The organism is Planosporangium flavigriseum (assembly GCF_011947225.1).
GTDB lineage: Bacteria > Actinomycetota > Actinomycetes > Mycobacteriales > Micromonosporaceae > Planosporangium > Planosporangium flavigriseum.
On sequence record NZ_JAATVW010000006.1, the window covers coordinates 254983 to 271507 of the forward strand.

16 protein-coding genes are annotated in these 16525 nt (G+C 69.6%); 13 read left to right on the forward strand and 3 right to left on the reverse strand.

Annotated elements, in window-relative coordinates; translation table 11 throughout:
• Window positions 1–189: 189 nt before the first annotated feature.
• Window positions 190–1374, reverse strand: a complete 1185-nt coding sequence (locus HC028_RS12005; protein ID WP_168076445.1) for an ROK family transcriptional regulator — start codon at window positions 1372–1374, stop codon at window positions 190–192.
• 503 nt (window positions 1375–1877) lie between these two features.
• Between HC028_RS12005 and HC028_RS12010 the strand changes: the two genes are divergently transcribed.
• The 6 genes from HC028_RS12010 to HC028_RS12035 all read left to right on the forward strand — a co-directional run bounded on the left by HC028_RS12010 (window position 1878) and on the right by HC028_RS12035 (window position 8121).
• On the forward strand, window positions 1878–2861 hold the full coding sequence (locus HC028_RS12010; protein ID WP_239075237.1) for a substrate-binding domain-containing protein: 984 nt from the start codon (window positions 1878–1880) through the stop codon (window positions 2859–2861).
• Between the two features lie 146 nt (window positions 2862–3007).
• Entirely contained in the window at window positions 3008–4000 is a 993-nt protein-coding gene (locus tag HC028_RS12015) for a phosphotriesterase family protein (protein WP_168076449.1), read from the forward strand.
• Between the two features lie 143 nt (window positions 4001–4143).
• Window positions 4144–5109, forward strand: a complete 966-nt coding sequence (locus HC028_RS12020) for an ROK family protein (RefSeq protein WP_239075238.1) — start codon at window positions 4144–4146, stop codon at window positions 5107–5109.
• A complete protein-coding gene (locus HC028_RS12025) occupies window positions 5106–6083 on the forward strand; it encodes an ABC transporter permease (RefSeq protein WP_168076453.1) in 978 nt (325 codons plus the stop codon). The genes HC028_RS12020 and HC028_RS12025 overlap by 4 nt, the downstream gene beginning before the upstream one ends.
• A gap of 14 nt (window positions 6084–6097) precedes the next feature.
• The gene (locus HC028_RS12030) at window positions 6098–7333 is read left to right on the forward strand and encodes an alanine racemase (RefSeq protein WP_168076455.1); all 1236 of its coding nucleotides are present in this window, start codon (window positions 6098–6100) and stop codon (window positions 7331–7333) included.
• An 11-nt stretch (window positions 7334–7344) separates the two neighbouring features.
• The gene (locus HC028_RS12035; protein WP_239075239.1) at window positions 7345–8121 is read left to right on the forward strand and encodes an ATP-binding cassette domain-containing protein; all 777 of its coding nucleotides are present in this window, start codon (window positions 7345–7347) and stop codon (window positions 8119–8121) included.
• Here the strand turns inward: HC028_RS12035 and HC028_RS12040 are convergent, their stop codons facing one another.
• Window positions 8122–8328, reverse strand: coding sequence for a hypothetical protein (locus HC028_RS12040; protein ID WP_168076457.1), 207 nt, complete (start codon window positions 8326–8328; stop codon window positions 8122–8124).
• A gap of 348 nt (window positions 8329–8676) precedes the next feature.
• On the opposite strand from HC028_RS12040, the gene HC028_RS12045 reads away from it, so the two are divergent.
• The 5 genes from HC028_RS12045 to HC028_RS12065 all read left to right on the forward strand — a co-directional run bounded on the left by HC028_RS12045 (window position 8677) and on the right by HC028_RS12065 (window position 14621).
• A complete protein-coding gene (locus HC028_RS12045; RefSeq protein ID WP_203981120.1) occupies window positions 8677–10239 on the forward strand; it encodes a methyl-accepting chemotaxis protein in 1563 nt (520 codons plus the stop codon).
• A 180-nt stretch (window positions 10240–10419) separates the two neighbouring features.
• The gene (locus tag HC028_RS12050; RefSeq protein WP_168076459.1) at window positions 10420–11079 is read left to right on the forward strand and encodes a TetR/AcrR family transcriptional regulator; all 660 of its coding nucleotides are present in this window, start codon (window positions 10420–10422) and stop codon (window positions 11077–11079) included.
• Between the two features lie 104 nt (window positions 11080–11183).
• Complete coding sequence (locus tag HC028_RS12055) at window positions 11184–11924, forward strand: YcnI family copper-binding membrane protein (protein WP_168076461.1); 741 nt, start codon at window positions 11184–11186, stop codon at window positions 11922–11924.
• Window positions 11925–12003: 79 nt separating this feature from the next.
• On the forward strand, window positions 12004–12561 hold the full coding sequence (locus HC028_RS12060; protein WP_168076463.1) for a copper resistance CopC family protein: 558 nt from the start codon (window positions 12004–12006) through the stop codon (window positions 12559–12561).
• On the forward strand, window positions 12558–14621 hold the full coding sequence (locus HC028_RS12065) for a bifunctional copper resistance protein CopD/cytochrome c oxidase assembly protein (protein WP_168076465.1): 2064 nt from the start codon (window positions 12558–12560) through the stop codon (window positions 14619–14621). Before HC028_RS12060 ends, HC028_RS12065 begins: the two co-directional genes overlap by 4 nt.
• 3 nt (window positions 14622–14624) lie before the next feature.
• On the opposite strand, the gene HC028_RS12070 is transcribed toward HC028_RS12065, so the two are convergent.
• On the reverse strand, window positions 14625–14846 hold the full coding sequence (locus HC028_RS12070) for a hypothetical protein (RefSeq protein WP_168076467.1): 222 nt from the start codon (window positions 14844–14846) through the stop codon (window positions 14625–14627).
• Between the two features lie 155 nt (window positions 14847–15001).
• On the opposite strand from HC028_RS12070, the gene HC028_RS12075 reads away from it, so the two are divergent.
• Both HC028_RS12075 and HC028_RS12080 read left to right on the forward strand, forming a co-directional pair.
• Window positions 15002–15511, forward strand: coding sequence for a MarR family winged helix-turn-helix transcriptional regulator (locus HC028_RS12075; RefSeq protein WP_168076469.1), 510 nt, complete (start codon window positions 15002–15004; stop codon window positions 15509–15511).
• Between the two features lie 104 nt (window positions 15512–15615).
• Window positions 15616–16449 carry an ACT domain-containing protein gene (locus HC028_RS12080; RefSeq protein ID WP_168076471.1) on the forward strand — a complete coding sequence of 278 codons (834 nt, stop codon included), beginning with the start codon at window positions 15616–15618 and terminating at the stop codon, window positions 16447–16449.
• Window positions 16450–16525 lie beyond the last annotated feature (76 nt).

Genomic DNA, 16525 nt, shown 5'->3' on the forward strand with positions numbered 1-16525 from the left:
TCCGATGGTGCTCAGTGTGGAGATGGCGCTGCGCGCGGAGTGCCAGGCTCTGAAGGTACGGCTCGCGGGGGAGCACCCCGACGACATCGTCGCCTACACCGAGGACAAGCGCGACTTCGTCGCGAAGTTATGTGAAAGCACCGGGATCGAGCTATGGCGCCGGGATCGAGCTATGGCGCCGGGATCGAGCTATGGCGCCGGGATCGAATCGGCGATGTCGAACCCGGCGAGCGCTTCGGGGTGCGGCACCTGGGCCAGATGTGCGTCGGCGACGCCGAGCCCGCGGTACGTCGTGTGCAGCGCGTTCACGACGGCCCCGAGCGCTCCGGACAGGTCGCCGAGTTCGCTGCACTGGACCGGCGCGGCGGCCGGCACGATCGCGCGCAGCCGCTGGTTGAGCTGGTCGAGGTCGGGTTCAAGCGCGTGCGAGATACCGCCGCCGAGGATGATGACGTCCGGTTCGTAGGCGACCACGGCGGCGGTCAGGACGATGAGCAGCGCCTGCTCTATCTGCTGCTTCACCGGGATCAGGCGGGGGTCGGACGAGCGGAACACGTCGGCGGGGTTGTCGAACGGCAGCCCGAGTTCCAGCGCGCGACCGAGGATGCCGGGCCCGGTGATGAGCTTCTCCAGGGGAGTGCCCAGCGGTCCGGCGGGTAGATGTCCGAACTCGCCCACGAGCCCCGTACGGCCGTGGAAGAGTCGCCGGTCGAGCGCCACGCCGGCGCCCAGGCCCGCGCCGACGGTGAACATGACCGCGGTCTCGGCGGCCCGTGCCGCGCCGAAGCGGAGTTCGCCGAGCATGGCGTAGTTGGAGTCGTTGTCGACCTCGACGCTCATCCCGAGTTGCTGGTCGAGCTGTCGTAGGAAGTTCGGGTCCTCGACCTGGGGGAGGTTGGGGGCGTCGGATACCGACCGGTCCTCGCGTGAGACGGCGCCAGGCAGGCCGAGGGCCACCGAGCCGAGCCGGGGGCGCAGGTCGCCGACGGTCTCCAGGACCAGCTGGCCGAGCCACTTGGCCAGCCCCGCAGGATCGCTCGTCGCCGGCGTAGGCACCGTCCTGGTGGCCAATGGCCTGGCCGCGAGGTCGGACACGACTATCCGGACATTCGAGCCACCGAGGTCGACTCCGCACACGACGGTGCGTTCGGCATCGATCGTCAGGAGGGTGGCGCGCCGGCCCCGGCCGGCGGTCGGTTCGCTGTCCGTCTCGTTCAGCAGCCCTTCCGCGAGCAGTTGCTCGACGATCCGGGAGACGGTCGCGGGGGACAGACCCGTTTCCTGGCCGATCGCGGTCCGGGTGGCCGAACCGTGGGTCAGTACGTGCGCGAGGACGGCAGACCGGTTGGCGCGCCGTGGCGCTTCCGCATCCACGGGCCCACCTCCCAATTCTTTTCGGCTCGAAAATGCTAGGTGAGCAAATTCCGCAGGTCAATGGCAGACACGCACGCCGGTCTGACCAAATCTGCCCCAATTGCGTGACTTATGGCACCTCATTGGAGGGGTTTTCCAGCCGGTCCGGCTCTTGACGGGAAGTGAACGTCTGCTAATACTTTCGACCTGAGCAAAATTGGGAACGGGTCAACGCACTCGAGGCGCTACGGGCACGCCGGCGCGGTCCGGTCTTCACAGACTGGCCGGTGTCGGTACCCCCGCGAACTGCAGTGCGGTCCGTCGGCGCGTACGCGGCAGGCCGTGCCCAAAGGCATGTGACAGGCATGTGACACAGGGTTCGAAGGGGAACTGGTATGAACTTCAGGCCTAGACGGGGTGCCGCGTTAGGCGCCCTGTGCGCGTTGGCGCTTCTGGTTAGTGCATGCGGCGGCGGGAACAGCAACGGTTCGAGCGCCCCCAAGGCCTCCGGTGCCAAGCCGAGCATGGCGTTTGTCGGGCCCAACGGGGAGACGCCGACCGCGGCCGATCAGCTGAGCCTGACCCCCGAGGACATGGACAAGATCAAGGCCGGCAACTTCACCGCCGCCTTCGTCTGGCACGAGGATTCGGCCCTGGTCAAGGCGGTCGAGTCCGGGGCGCGCAAGCAGTTCGAGAAGCTCGGCATCAAGGTGGTCGCCACCACGAGCGCCGACTTCGACGCCGCCAAGCAGGCGAACAACGTGCAGAGCGTCCTGGCGAAGAACCCCAACGTCATCGTCACGATCGCGGTCGACCCCACCTCCGCCGCCGCCGCGTTCAAGCCGGCCGTGGACAAGGGCACGAAGCTCGTCATCATGACGACGCCCCCGAAGGGGTACAAGGCCGGACAGCAGATGGTCGGCATCGTCACCATGGACCTGGCCGCGATGGGCAAGGCGAACGCGGAGATGCTCGGCAAGGCCCTGAACGGCAAGGGCAAGGTCGGCTACCTCTACCACGACGCGGACTTCTGGTTCACCAACCAGCGGGACAAGGCGTTCAAGGACTGGCTGGCGTACCTGTACCCGGACATCCAGATCGTCGCGCAGCAGGGCTTCAGCGACCCCGCCCGCACCGAGGACATCGCCAACGCGATGCTGACCCAGCACTCGGACCTCAACGGCATGTACGTGGCCTGGGCCACCGCCGCCGACGGCGTGCTGTCCGCGCTGCGCTCGGCGGGCCGCAAGGAGGTCAAGGTCGTGACCAACGACCTCGAGGCCAACCAGGCGGCCGACCTCGTCAAGGGCGGCAACATGGCCGGCATGGTCAATAACGGCTCGGTCCGGGTCGGCGAGGGCCTGGCCACGATGGCCGGGTACGGCCTGATCGGCAAGAAGGCCCCGGAGATGGTCGTCGGTGCGCCGAAGACCGCGACCAAGGACACCATCGCCGACGCCTGGCGTGACGACTACGCCCAGGACCCGCCGGCCAGCGTGACCAAGTAAACGCTGAGCAAAGTAAGCGCTGACCCGGTCAGCGCAGAGCAGGTTACCGGTTCGTGAGTGTCCGGGGCCTCGCCCGCAACGACAGCAGGGCGAGGCCCCGGATCCGGACCGGACGGTAAGAACCGCACGGTGCAGGGAGAAAGAGCATGGGGTACGTCCAGACAGTTCTCGGGCCGGTGGCCCCGGAGTCACTGGGGCGGGTGATGCCCCATGAGCACCTTGGCTCCCTCGTACCGGGACCGTGGTTGACCGGTGGCCTCGCCGACGACCGCGCGGATCTGGCGGTCAAGTCCGTCGCGGGCCTGCCCGACCTCGGCTTCGGCACCATCGTGGACCTGTCGCCGTACGAGGTCGTCGGCCACGACGTCACGCTGCTGCGGGACGTCGCCGAGCGCACCGGGCTCAACGTCGTCGCCGGATCGTCGATCTACCTCGAGCCGTACTCGCCGCGCTGGGCGCTCGACGCCAACGTGGACGAGATGCGGGACCGGTTCATCGCCGACGCGACGGACGGCGTGGGGGACACCGGCATCAAGTCCGGCATCTACGGCGAGCAGGCCACCGGCCTCAACGAGATCACCCCGCACGAGGAGAAGTGCCTGCGGGCCGCAGCCCGCGCCCACCGCGTGACGGGGCTGTCCATCAACACCCACACCACGCACGGCACGATGGCCCTGGAGCAGGTCGAGATCCTGCGCGAGGAGGGGGTCGACCTCTCCCGGGTGGTCATCGGCCACATGGACATCCACCCCGACCTGTCGTACGTGCGCGCGGTGCTCGCGACCGGGGTCAGCGTCGCCTTCGACACCATCGGCAAGCAGTTCTGGGACTTCGTGCTCGCACCGCTGCCCGAGGACCCGGAGGAGGGCGAGTTCGAAAAGCGCGCGTACTACCGCCGCGACCGGGTCCGCATGGAGAACCTCGCCGCGCTAATCCGGGACGGCTACGCCGACCGGATCCTGATGGCGCAGGACATGACCGGCGCGGAGGCGTACCTGAACCCGCGTACGCACGGCCGGCTCGGCTACTCGTACCTGGGGCAGGAGTTCGTGCCCGGCCTCGCCGCCCTCGGCGTCTCCGCCGAGGATCTGGAGCAGATCCTGGTCCACAACCCCACACGTCTGCTGACCATCGGCTGATGACCGCATTGGACGTTCCACAGCAACACCGCTCAGCCATGGAAACTCAATCCGGTGACGACTCAAGCGGTTACGACTCAAGCGGTTACGACTCAAGCGGTTACGACTCAAGCGGTTACGACTCAAGCGGTTACGTCGCCGGCGTGGACCTCGGTGGTACGAAGGTGCGGGCGGCCCTGGCGGATCTCACCGGCCACATCGTGGCGGAGGAGGTCCTCGCCACCGACCCGCGCGGCGGCGCGGCCGTCGCCGAGCAGATCGCCGACCTGATCCGGTCGCTGGCCGCCCAGGCCGGCATCGAGTGGACCGACGTCCGCGCCTCGGCGGTCGGCAGCCCTGGCGCGTACAACCCGCAGACCGGCGCGATCGACCTGTCGCCGAACATCGCGAGCTTCGACTCGCTCGACCTCCGCCAGGAACTCGTCGATCGCCTGGGCCACCCGGTCGTCCTCGACAACGACGTGAACATGGCCGCGTTCGGCGAGCAGTGGCTCGGCAGCGGTCGCGACCATCGCGACTTCGTGTTCGTCGCCGTCGGTACGGGGATCGGCATGGGCATCGTCGTCAACGGCGAGCTCTGCCGCGGCGCCCGGGGCGCCGCCGGTGAGATCTCCTACCTGCCCATCGGCACCGACCCGTTCGACCCGGCCAACCAGGTCAGAGGGGCGCTCGAGGAGGCGGTCGCCGGCGCGACGGTCGCCCAGCGGTACGAGGAGGCGACCGGGGAGTGCGTGAGCGTACCGGTCGTGTTCGAACGGGCCGCCGCCGGCGACGCGCATGCGGTGGCTGCCATCGATGACGAGGCCAGGCTCATCGCGCTGGCCGTGGTCGCGGTCGGCGCGGTGCTCGACCCGGAGGCCGTCGTCCTCGGCGGGGGCATCGGCTCCCGGGCCGAGATGCTCGACCCGGTCCGAAGCTGGCTCACCCGACTCGGCACCTACGCGCCGGCCGTGAAGACGAGCCTGCTCGGCCATCGCGCGGCATTGATCGGAGCCGTCGCCGCGGCTCGGGATGCTGCGACTTGTGACGGGGCCGCCGACGCGGCTTCGTATCGGAACGGCCCGCCTATCGAATCGATACCGGGGAGCATGGAAAGGGATCGCACATGAGTGAGGCGGGGGTTGCCACCCCGGCTGTCGGCCGTCTGCGGTGGCGCACGTTCAACTGGCGTGAGTACGTGGTGTACATCGGGTTCGTCCTGGTGTTCCTGTTCTTCGCCATCTACCTCGGGGAGAACTTCCTCAACTGGACCAACCTCTCCAACATCGTCATCCAGACGGCACCGATCACCGTCATGGCCGTCGGCCTGGTCTTCGTGCTGTCCACCGGTGAGATCGACCTGTCGATCGGCTCGGTGGTCGCCGTCTCCGCGCTGACCGGCGCGACCGTGGTGCGCGATACCGACAGCATGATTCTCGGCGCCGCGGCGGGCCTCGCGGTCGGCGCGATCGTCGGCCTGGTCAACGGTTTCTTCGTGACCATCGTCCGGCTGCCGTCCTTCCTCGTCACGCTCGCGACGATGGGCGCCGTGGCCGGCGTGGCCCGGCAGATCAGCAACCTGCAGTCGGTCCCGGTCACCAACGACTCCTTCGTGGGGCTCTTCGGATCGGGCAACGTCTTCGGCATTCCCGGGCTGATCATCTGGTCGGTGGTGGCCATCGCCATCGGCTACCTGGTGCTGAAGCAGACCCGTTACGGCGCCCATGTGCTCGCGATCGGCGACAACGTCGGCGCGGCGCGGGTCAGCGGCATCAAGGTGACCCGCGTCAAGATCATGGTGATGGTGGGCAGCGCGATGTGCGCCTCGCTCGCCGGCCTGCTGTACGCGGGCCGCCTGCACGGTGCCCGCTACACCCTCGGCGAGGCCGACCTGATGACGGTCATCGCGGCCGTGATCGTCGGTGGCACCAGCCTCTTCGGCGGCAAGGGCGCCATCGTCGGCGCGCTGATGGGCAGCCTGCTGATGGGCATGCTCAACAACGGACTGATCCTGGCCAACCTCTCCGTGTCGCAGCAGATGATCGCCCGCGGCGTCATCATCCTCATCGCCGTGTCGCTCTCGCTGCGCGAGAAGCGCAGCTGACCTAGGAGAAACCGATGTTCCTGGACCTCCTCCGGCGCCGTAACCCGGCGTTCCTGCGGGCAGCCGCGCAGCTGCACCACAGCGGGCAGTTGCCCGCCAACACCTACGCGCTGGACCTCGACACGGTCGGCGCCAACGCCACGGCCATCAAGCGCGAGGCCGACCGGCTGGGCCTCACCCCGTTCGCGATGACCAAGCAGATCGGCCGCAACCCGGACTTCTGCCGGACCGTCCGGGACGCCGGCATCACCGAGGCCGTCGGCGTCGACCTCCAGTGCGCGCTCGCCGCGCACCAGGGCGGCCTGCGCACCGGTCACCTCGGCCACCTGGTGCAGATCCCGCGGCACGAGGCGGCCACGGCCGCCGCGCTGCGCCCGCGGTACTGGACGGTCTTCAACGACGCCAAGGCCGGCGAGGCCGCCGCCGCCAGCGCCGCGCTCGGCCGCGACCAGGCGCTGCTGGCGCGCATCGTGGCGCCCGGTGACACGTTCTACCGGGGACACGAGGGCGGCTTCGACGCCGACGACATCGTCGCGGTGGCCGACCGGCTCGATGCACTCGACGGCGCGCGGTTCGCCGGCATCACCAGCTTCCCGGCCCAGCTGTTCGACAAGGCCACCGGCAAGGTGCTGCCGACGCCCAACCTGACCACCCTGCAGAAGGCGGCGGAGCGGTTGCGCGCCGCCGGCCGCGAGCACGTCGAGCTCAACGCTCCGGGTACGACCTCGGTGGCGATCCTGCCGATGCTCGCCGAGGCCGGGGCGACCCAGGTCGAACCCGGGCACGGCCTGACCGGCACGACCCCCTGGCACGCCGTCGAGGACCTGGTCGAGGAGCCGGCCGTCCTCTACGTCAGCGAAGTCTCCCACCTGCACGGCAAGTACGCGTACGTGTTCGGTGGCGGTCTGTACGTCGACCCGGTCCTGGGCCTGGGCTCGACCAGGGCGCTCATCGTGCGCGGCGGTGACTTCGACAGCGCCCAGCTGGTCGACGTCGAGATGCCGGCGCCGGAGGCCATCGACTACTACGCCATGGCGGACCTCAGCAACGCGACCGGTGTGGCCCCCGGCGACACCGTCATCTTCGGGTTCCGGCCGCAGGCGTTCGTGACCCGGGCGCTGACGGCGGGCATCACCGGCGTGCGGTCGGGCGCACCGGCCGTAGCCGGCGTCTACGCGGCGGACGGGTCGGTGCCCATCGGCCTTGACGACTCGGCCGACACCGCCTCCACCGAATCCGCCGCGAGCTGAAGGAGCAGATCGTGAACAGCGAGCAGATCGGGACCACCGCCACCGTGCCGGACCGGAGTGTCGCGGCGCTGTCGCTCAAGGGCATCCGCAAGCAGTTCGGCGGCGTCGTCGCGATCGAGCGATTTGACCTGGAGGTACAGCCCGGCGAGATCGTCGCGCTGGTCGGCGACAACGGCGCCGGCAAGTCGACGCTGGTGAAGATGGTGTCCGGCGTCTACCAGCCGACCGAGGGCGAGATCCTGCTCAATGGTCGACCGGCCTCCTTCCGGGACGCGTCCGACGCCCGCCGGCAGGGCGTGGAGGTGGTCTACCAGGACCTCGCCCTCGTCGACTCGCAGCCGGTGTACATGAACATGTTCCTCGGACGCGAGTTGACCCGTGGCCCGCTGCGCCTGCTCGACCGCCGTCGGATGGCGCGCGAGACGCAGGAGCTGGTGGACAACCTCGACGTACGGATCCCGAGCGCCAAGGCGACGATCCGGGAGCTCTCCGGTGGCCAGCGGCAGGCGATCGCGATCTGCCGGGCCACCCACTGGGCGAGCAGCCTCGTCCTGATGGACGAGCCGACCGCGGCGCTGGGCGTCGCCGAGACCGCCAAGGTGGAGGAGCTCATCGTGCGCCTGCGGGAGCGCGGCGCCGGCGTCCTGATCGTCAGCCACAACCTGGACCAGGTCTTCCGGATCTCCGATCGGGTGGCGGTGCTGCGCCGCGGCAAGCAGGTCGGTGTCCGGAGCATCGCGGAGACGAACCGGAACGAGATCGTCGCCATGATCACCGGAGCGGCCTGATCACGTCCTGCGGGTCGGCCTGACGCCGATCGCATCGAGCAAAGTGTCGACCCCGGCGGCCACCCCGTCGGGGTCGACCAGCATATGCAGGTGCTGGCCGGGCAGCGTGCGGACGGGCCAGCCGCGCTGCGACAGCGCCGCCGACACCGGCTGCCAGGTGGCCGGGCCGAGTAGCGGACTCGGAAGTAGGGCCGGCAGAGTTCCCATTGGTCCGGATCTTATCGTTCTGATCAATCGGTCATATCGTCTGGAACGGACGGGCTTACAGCATTGCTACAGAGCAATTAAATGCATTGTCGACCTTTCGTCTGGTGCAACGTTATACCGGGCGTATGACTACAGCGGGTGAATTTATCATTACGCTCGGTATGGATGAAGGTGCTCGCACGGGCGGCGCCGTTGACGGAGGCCGAGCTGTATATGTCGCAACACAATTCCGCTGGCTCCTCGCCGAACGTCGACGCTGGACGTGTTGACGCTGGACGTGTTGACGCTGGACGTGTTGACGCTGGACGTACGGCAAAGGGTGCTTCCGGCTGGATCGCGAACCTGCCGATGAGAATCAAGTTCCTGTTGGTGATCGCGGTCGGCGCCGTGGTGTCGATCGGCGTCGGAGTCACCGGCGTGCTAGGCATGTCGTCCATGCATCAGAAGGCCGAGACCATGTACGCGGACAACCTGCTGCCGGTCGATCACCTCGCGACGATGCGTGACACCATGCTCAGCGCCCGCATCCACTCGCTCAACGCGGCCCTCACCCCGGACGCGCAGGCGGTCGAGAGCGCGCTGAGCAAGCTCCCGGCCGAGGACGCGGAGTTCGACAAGGCTCTCGCCGCGTATACCGCGACCGACATGACCGGGCGTGAGGCCGACGTCGCCGCGCTCCGTTCGGGCATGGCCGAGTACCGGAAGATCCGCAGCGAAAAGCTGGTGCCGGCGGCGCGAAGCCACGACATCGCGACGTTCCTGCGGGTACGCGACCACGAGGTGGCGCCGGCGATCGACCGGATGCAGACGGCGCTGGACAACCTGAGCCGGATCGAGACGGAAGCCGCGGCCAAGTCGCTCCAGGCCGCGCGTCAGACCCACTCGTCAAGTCAGCTGAGCATCGTCGCGTTCGTGGCCGTCGGTGTGCTGCTGGCACTGGTGATCGGTCTCTACCTCGCTCGCCTGGTCGTCAACGCGGTGAACAAGGTCGGCGCGGCGATCGCCGCGGTCGGCGACGGGGACCTCACCCGCTCGGCCGGCGTGTCGAGCCGCGACGAGATCGGCCGGATGGCCGTCGCGCTCGACCGTGCCAACGCCCGTACCCGCGAGACCATCGCGGCGGTCGCCACCAACGCCAGCGCGCTGGCCTCCAGTTCCGAGGAGCTGTCGGCGACCAGCCAGCAGATCGCGGCGTCCGCCGAGGAGACCTCCGCTCAGGCGGAAGCGGTGTCGGCCACCGCCGGGCAGGTCTCGATCAACGTGCAGACCCTCGCGGCCGGCTCCGAGCAGATGGAGGCGTCCATCAAGGAGATCGCGCACAACGCCACGGAGGCCGCCCAGATCGCGGCGCAGGCGGTGCACGCCGCCGAGAGCGCTGGCGCCACCGTCAGCAAGCTCGGTGAGTCCTCGACCGAGATCGGCAATGTCATCAAGGTGATCACCTCGATCGCCGACCAGACGAACCTCCTCGCGCTGAACGCGACCATCGAAGCCGCCCGCGCGGGTGAATCGGGCAAGGGCTTCGCGGTGGTTGCCAGCGAGGTGAAGGACCTGGCGCACGAGACCGCCAAGGCGACCGAGGACATCGCCCGTCGCGTCGACGCCATCCAGCAGGACGTGGCGGCGGCGGTCGCGGCGATCACCGAGATCAGCAACGTGATCGGGGCGATCAACGACTCGCAGACCACGATCGCCTCCGCGGTGGAGGAGCAGACCGCCACGACCAACGAGATCAGCCGAAACGTCTCCGAGGCGGCGACCGGTTCCGGCGCGATCGCCGAGAACATCAACGTCGTCGCGGTGGCGGCGCAGAGCACCAGCAGCGGGGTGACGCAGTCGCAGGCGGCGGCGTCCGAGCTGGCACGCATGTCCGCCAACCTGCAGCAGCTGGTCGGGCAGTTCAAGTACTGAAGCAGTTCAAGTACTGAGCAGTTCAAGTACTGACAAGAAAAGCAAGGGCGCCCAAGAAAACGGCGCCCAAGAAAACGGCGCCCGAGAAAACGGCGCCCAGGAAAACAAAGCGCCCTCAGGGGTGCGACCGCGATCCGGGCGGTCGCACCCCTGAGGGGTAACCAGAGGGGAGACGATCCGATGGCCGAACCGGTACCGTCAGCCGAGCCGGCTCCGCACGGGGCGCACGCCCTTGGGCTGCGGGAACGCAAGAAGCGCCAGACCCGCCAGGCCCTGCGGTCCAACGCTCTCCGGCTGGTCGCCGAGCACGGCCTGGACGCGGTGAGCGTCGAGGACATCGCCGCCGCCGCCGACGTGTCGAAGCGGACATTCTTCAACTACTTCGAGACCAAGGAAGCGGCGATCGTCGACTTCACGCCGGAGCAGCTGTCGATGTTCGAGACCGTACTGGCGCAGCGGCCGCCCGGCGAGCCACCCATCGAGTCTCTGCGCGCCATCATGATGCAGCTGATCGGAGCCCAGGCCGAGGAGCTTGCCAGCGAGTTGGAGCAGCAGCGGCGGCGGCTCATCCAGGCGGATCCCGCATTGTCGCACCGGCAGTTGACCGTGTTCGGTGCTGTGGAGCGCATCATCATCCGCTGGGTCAACGAGCGGTTCAGGATCGACCCGACCAGCTCGCTGTACCCCGCCGTGCTCGCCGGCGCATCGAGCGCGGCGGTCGGCGCGGCCTTCATGCGCTGGGATCCCGCAACCGGGGTCCCGCGCCTCCTCGACCTGCTCAACGAGGCGTACGACGTGCTCGCCGCGAGCCTGGTCCCGCCCCAGGGGTGGCGCATATAACGGACCCAGATCGGGGGGAACTTCTGGACCGGTGGTGACGACTATCCCCGCGATGCAGAACGGACCTGCACGGCAATTGTGTCGCGACCGCGAGGAGACGATTGATGCGTAAGGTTCTGGCCCGGTCCGGGGCCATTGCGGCGGGGGTGCTGGCCACCGTGGTACTCGTGGCGTCGCCGGCTTCGGCGCACGTGACGGTCAACCCCAAGGAGGCCACCCAGGGTGGCTACAGCAAGTTGACCTTCCGGGTGCCCAACGAGAAGGACAGCGCGGCCACCACGCAGGTGGAGGTCAATCTCCCGCAGGACGCCCCGATCACGTCGGTGTCGGTCAAGCCGGTGAACGGGTGGACCGCGGAGGTGACCAAGTCGAAGCTGGACAAGCCGATCAAGACCGGTGACGGGGAACTCACCCAGGCCGTCACGAAGATCGTGTGGAAGGCCGACACCCCGGCCGCCGCGATCCAGCCGGGCCAGTTCCAGGAGTTCGACGTCTCCGCCGGGCCGCTGCCGAAGGTCGACAAGATCGTGTTCAAGGCGCTGCAGACGTACTCCGACGGCGACGTGGTGCGCTGGATCGAGGAGCCGGCCGCCGACGGCAAGGAGCCGGCGCACCCTGCGCCGACGCTGAAGCTCGTCGCCCAGTCCTCCACCAGCACCGCGGGTGGTGGCGCTGCCAACGCCGGGGCGAACGGCAACGGAGGCAAGGACGCGTCGGCGGCGGAGGACGGTGCGGCCGATTCGCGCGCCACGCTTGGGGTAGGCCTGGGCATCGCCGCTTTGGTCGTGGCCATCGCCGGCCTGGTGCTCGCCGGGCTGGCCTGGCGGCGCCGGCCGACTGCCTGACGGCTGCTGGCTGGCGTGCGGCCCGGGCCGCACGCCAGCCAGGCGCACCCCGCACATATATGGAAAGACAGCGAAGAAATTGAGACGTACGGGCTGGCCGCGCCGTCCGGCGCGGCTGATCGCCGCGATGCTGTTCGCGGTGCTGGCGACGGTACCGGTGCTGCCGCAGACCGCCTGGGCACACAGCCAACTGCGTGCCACGACCCCGGCGGCCTCGTCGACCGTCACGGCGCCGATCAGCGAGGTCACGCTGACCTTCAACGAGCCGGTGCAGCAGCGCTTCAGCATCGTGGTGGTCGACGGCCCCGGTGGGGTCAACTACAGCGACGGCCCGGTGCGGGTCGTGGACTCGACCGTGCACCAGCCGGTACGCCCGCTCAGATCCGGCTCCTACACTGTGCAGTGGCGGGTCGTCTCCGCCGACGGCCACCCGGTGGAAGGCAGCTTCGGCTTCACCGTGGCCCTACCGGCCCAGCTCGAACCCTCGGCCGGACCGTCCCAGCCGCCTCAGCCGTCACAGGTCCCGACCGCGGGCGCCGGGGCCCGGGCCGCGTGGTGGCCCTGGGGGCTCGGCCTCGGGGTGCTGGTGGCCGGCTCGCTGCTGGCGATGGGATTCGCACGAAGTAGGCGTACATGACCTTGAACTCCGCTTCGCCGTCCACCGCCGCCGCCCCGACCCCGTCGAGGCCCGGCCGGTGGTGCTTTCTCGCCGGCTGTGCCGCAGCCGTGGCCGGAGTGCTCGTGCTCGTCCTGGCACTGCGTCTCGGTCGTGGTGCGGGGCAGGCGCGGCTGCCGGGCCTGCCCGACCCAGGGCCGGGTACGACGTGGGGCCTGCCGATCGTCCGGTTGCTGAGCGACGTGCTCGGCACGCTCACCGTCGGCTTCGCGGTGACCGCCGCGTTCCTGCTGCCCGGGAACAGCGCCGACGACCGACCCGGCCACGGTGATCTGGTCTCGCCGGCCGGCTACCGGCTGCTCCGCCGCGCGGCCGTGGTCGCGCTGTGCTGGGCGGTGGCCTCGGTGGCGCTGCTCGGACTGACCCTGTCGGATCTGCTCGGGGTGCCGTTGCCGCAGGCGGTCTCGGGCGTGGGGCTGGCCAGCTTCATCACGTCCGTCTCCGTCGGGCAGGCCTACGCCGTCCAGGCGGGGCTCGCGCTCGTCGTCGCGATCGCCTGCGCGCGGGTACTGCACCGCAACGCCGCCGCCTGGACGGCGGTGGTGGCCGTGGTGGCGGTGCTGCCGCCGGCGTTGACCGGCCATGCCGCCAGCGCCGGCAACCACCAGGTCGCGGTGACGAGTCTCGCCATGCACGTCGTCGCGGCGGCGCTGTGGGCCGGCGGGCTGGCCGCGCTGCTGATGCTGCGCGGTACGGACATCCTCGCGGCGACGGCGGCCCGGTACAGCCGGCTGGCTCTCGGTTGCCTGGTCGTCGTGGCGTTGAGCGGCGTTGCCAGCGCACTCGTCCGCCTCGGCTCGGTCGACCAGCTGTGGCGCTCGGCGTACGGCGCGCTCGTCGTCGGCAAGACGATCGCCCTGGTGGCGCTCGGCGTGCTCGGCGTGCTCCACCGTAGGCGTACCCTGCCGGCGCTGGCTGCTGGGCGGCCGGCCGCGTTCCGGCGGTTCGCCGCCGCCGAACTGATCGTGTTCGCGGCTGCCTTCGGGCTGGCCACGGCGTTGTCGCGCAGCCCGACGCCGGTACCGTCCAACCCGCCGAGCCCGGATCCCGCCACCGACCTGCTCGGCTTCGCGATGCCGCCGGCCCCCACCGTGGGGCGGATGATCACCGAAACGGTCCCGGACCTGTTCTTCCTCACCGCCGTGGTTGCCGCCGCCGGTATGTACCTGGCCGGGGTGCGGCGGCTGCACCGCCGGGGCGACTCGTGGCCGCTCGAACGCACCCTGTGCTGGCTCGCGGGCGTGGCCGTCCTGGGGGCCGTGACCCTGCTGGGGATCGGCAAGTACGCCTACATCCTGTTCAGCGTGCACATGGCCCAGCACATGGCGCTGGCCATGGTCGTACCCGTACTGCTGGTGCTCGGCGCGCCCGCCACGCTCGCGCTACGGGCGCTGCGCCCGTCGCCGGACCCGGCTGTGCGCGGCCCCCGGGAGTGGCTGCTGCTGGCCCTGCACAGCCGGCTCACCCGGCTGCTCACGCACCCGGTGGTCGCGTTGATCCTGGTGGTCGGCAGCCTCTACGGGCTGTACTTCAGCAACCTGTTCGAGGTGCTGATGCGCACCCACCTCGGCCACCTGGCGATGCTCACCCACTTCGTGGTGACGGGGTACCTGTTCTTCTGGGTCGTCATCGGCGTCGACCCCGGACGCCGGCAACTGCCGCACCCCGTACTGATCCTGGTGCACTTCGCGTCCATGAGCTTCCACGCCTTCTTCGGCATGGCGCTGATGCTGACGAGCGGCCTGCTCGCGGCCTCGTGGTTCGGCGCGCTGCACCCCGCGTGGCGGGCGTCGCTGGCCTCCGACCAGACGGTCGCCGCCGGAATCGCCTGGGCGTTCGGCGAGATCCCGGCCGCCGCTGTCATGGTCGTCCTGGTGGTGCAGTGGGTCCGCGCCGACGAGCGGGAGCAGCGCCGCCTCGACCGGGCCGCCGACCGGGCCGAGGCCGGCGGCGCCGAGGACGACCTGGCCCGGTACAACGCGTTCCTCAAGTCGGCAAATACCCGACCGGAGCGCCGATAGGGCCTACTGGCTCTCGTCGCGCTTCTTGCGCGCCTCGCGTTCCTGCTGGCGGAGGGCGCGCTGGCGCTCCCGGTACGCCTTTGCCTGCGGGCTGTGGGCGCTGATCGCGTTGTTGGCGGTCGGCGGGCCGAAGATCCAGTAGAGGAACCGGCCCAGCCGGTCACGTTGTTTGGGCTTCGCCGCTGCCGCCGTGTCGGGGGCGGGTGTCTTGTCCGGCTCGCTCACGTGTCTGACATCCGTTCTCGGCGGGTACCGTCTGTGCCAATTACTGTGCGCACCAATTACTGTGCGCACCCAAATACACGCGCACCCAATTACTATGCGCACCAACGTTTGGTGTACAAATCATATGAGATCAGAGGAGGCGGGCGCGAAGCATCATGGGTGACCTGTCTGACAGCGCCAACGCTGACACCGCCGCCGCTGACACCGCTGACACTGACACCGCTGACACTGCCGCCGACCCGCTCGCGCTGGAGCGCCAGGTCTGCTTCGCGCTGTCCGTGGCGTCACGCAGCGTGGTCGCGGTCTACCGGCCGCTGTTGGAGCCGATGGGGCTCACGCATCCGCAGTACCTGGTGATGTTGGCGCTCTGGCAGCATGCCCCCCTGTCGGTCAAGGATCTCAGCGCGCTGCTGCAGCTAGACCCCGGTACGCTGTCGCCGCTGCTCAAGCGGTTGGAGACCGCCGGGTACGTCCGCCGCGAGCGGGATCCCGGAGACGAGCGGGCCCTCGCCGTGACCCTCACCGAAGCGGGCGCCGCGCTGCGGACCCAGGCCGAGCGGGTGCCCGCCGCCGTCGTGTCGCGCCTCGGCATGGGCCTCGATGAGCTTCAACGCCTGCACGAGTCGCTGACCCGCGTCATCGCCGCTGCCCGGCCCGCCCCGTAGCCGCCGCACCGCCTCGTCGCCGCATGGACAGTGATGGCCGTCGTTTTACGGCGGTGTCATGCAACATCGTCTGGCGCGAAACACGCTCCGTAGAGGCTGCGGCCATGAAGCCATTTCGCCGTACAGCGCCCACGCACGCCCACGGCTCGCGAACCGCTTCGTGGGCGGCAGACCTCGTCGAGCTGGCCGCCCTGTTCATCGCAGTCGGCCTGGCGCACCTGTTCGTCAGCATCCTGGGCCATCAGGCGAACGGTTCGACGATGCTGTTCATCAGCGGAGCGGCGCTCATCGTGGGCGCCCTGGCCCAGCGCTGGTGGGGTACGCGTTCGCGGCGGGCTGTCCTCGCCGAGCAGGCACAGCCGGCGTCGGACCTGCGCGAGCTGTTGGAGTTGCCGGGTGAGCGCAGGAGCATCTGGCAGATCCGCGTCACCCTCCGCGACCGTCCCGGGAGCCTCGCCGCGCTGAGCGGAAAGCTGGCCGCCCTCAATGTGAACATCCTCGCGATCCAGGTGCACCCGGCGAAGAACGGCGTCGCGGACGAGTTGCTCGTCGCCGCGCCGCAGGGCGTCACGGTCAGGGAGCTCGCGGCCGCGGTCGACGCGGGTGGGGGAGTGGACATCGCGATCGCCGCGGCCGACGCCCATGACCTCGTCGACCCGCAGACCCGTACGCTCGACCTCGCTGTCCGCGCGGCGAGTGACACGCATCTCCTGCCTGGCGCGCTGGGCGAACTGCTGCGCGCGACCGCCGTACGCGAACCGGCGGCGCCGGGTGAGTCCGAAATGGAGGGAGAGATGATGCATCTCCGCGACTACGTCGGCGCGCCGCTGACCCTGTCCCGGCCCGGCATGCCCTTCACGCCCGTGGAGCGCGCGCGAGCGGAGGCACTCATCGACTTGTGCGCCACCCTCGGTCCGCGTACCGCAGCCCGCTGCTGATCCGCACGCCGATCGTGGATTGTCGATCGGACAACCGAAGCGGCGCGCAAGCCCGTGCTGCGGAGCACGGTACCGG

Coding starts and splice junctions, on each gene's coding strand:
- HC028_RS12010 (WP_239075237.1), top strand. CDS start 1,878: ATGGCGTTTGTCGGGCCCAACGGGGAGACGCCGACCGCGGCCGATCAG.
- HC028_RS12015 (WP_168076449.1), top strand. CDS start 3,008: ATGGGGTACGTCCAGACAGTTCTCGGGCCGGTGGCCCCGGAGTCACTG.
- HC028_RS12025 (WP_168076453.1), top strand. CDS start 5,106: ATGAGTGAGGCGGGGGTTGCCACCCCGGCTGTCGGCCGTCTGCGGTGG.
- HC028_RS12030 (WP_168076455.1), top strand. CDS start 6,098: ATGTTCCTGGACCTCCTCCGGCGCCGTAACCCGGCGTTCCTGCGGGCA.
- HC028_RS12040 (WP_168076457.1), bottom strand. CDS start 8,328: ATGGGAACTCTGCCGGCCCTACTTCCGAGTCCGCTACTCGGCCCGGCC.
- HC028_RS12045 (WP_203981120.1), top strand. CDS start 8,677: ATGAGAATCAAGTTCCTGTTGGTGATCGCGGTCGGCGCCGTGGTGTCG.
- HC028_RS12050 (WP_168076459.1), top strand. CDS start 10,420: ATGGCCGAACCGGTACCGTCAGCCGAGCCGGCTCCGCACGGGGCGCAC.
- HC028_RS12055 (WP_168076461.1), top strand. CDS start 11,184: ATGCGTAAGGTTCTGGCCCGGTCCGGGGCCATTGCGGCGGGGGTGCTG.
- HC028_RS12065 (WP_168076465.1), top strand. CDS start 12,558: ATGACCTTGAACTCCGCTTCGCCGTCCACCGCCGCCGCCCCGACCCCG.
- HC028_RS12075 (WP_168076469.1), top strand. CDS start 15,002: ATGGGTGACCTGTCTGACAGCGCCAACGCTGACACCGCCGCCGCTGAC.
- HC028_RS12080 (WP_168076471.1), top strand. CDS start 15,616: ATGAAGCCATTTCGCCGTACAGCGCCCACGCACGCCCACGGCTCGCGA.